The 331-nt window shown below is 42.3% G+C and carries 2 protein-coding genes; both read right to left on the bottom strand.

Going from position 1 to position 331, the window contains the following annotated elements:
• On the bottom strand, positions 1-126 hold a 126-nt coding region (locus tag HMPREF2852_RS09635; protein ID WP_261668274.1), incomplete at its 3' end, for a DUF2800 domain-containing protein.
• Positions 127-133: 7 nt separating this feature from the next.
• A partial coding sequence (locus HMPREF2852_RS08105; protein ID WP_070607511.1) for a hypothetical protein occupies positions 134-331 on the bottom strand: 198 nt, incomplete at its 5' end.

Genomic DNA, 331 nt, shown 5'->3' with positions numbered 1-331 from the left:
ACTGGTATTTTCAAACTCTAGTTCAAGCACAGCACTTGGTGTACAGTTAAGCCACCTATGGGAACTTGATGGAGATAAAATTGCGTGGCCCAGGCCAGCCTCTCTTGCACCTTTGGTACAATTCACCTTCTGTCTAGTCAATTTTGATTTCCTCCGCTTCTTTTAATAGCTGACTGTAGTTTTCCTTTGGTACATCAGATAACTTCGTTCCGCCAAACTTTACAATCAGCTCTTTAACCTCTGCAGTCTTCCCATGCTGACTTAAGGTAGCAAGTACAGCCCTTAGGTCTTCCAGTTTTACCTCTTTTGACTTAGGTGTTTTTTCTTCCTT

The organism is Anaerococcus sp. HMSC065G05 (assembly GCF_001812365.1).
Lineage (GTDB): Bacteria > Bacillota > Clostridia > Tissierellales > Peptoniphilaceae > Anaerococcus > Anaerococcus vaginalis.
This window is presented reverse-complemented; position numbering and strand designations above follow the sequence as displayed.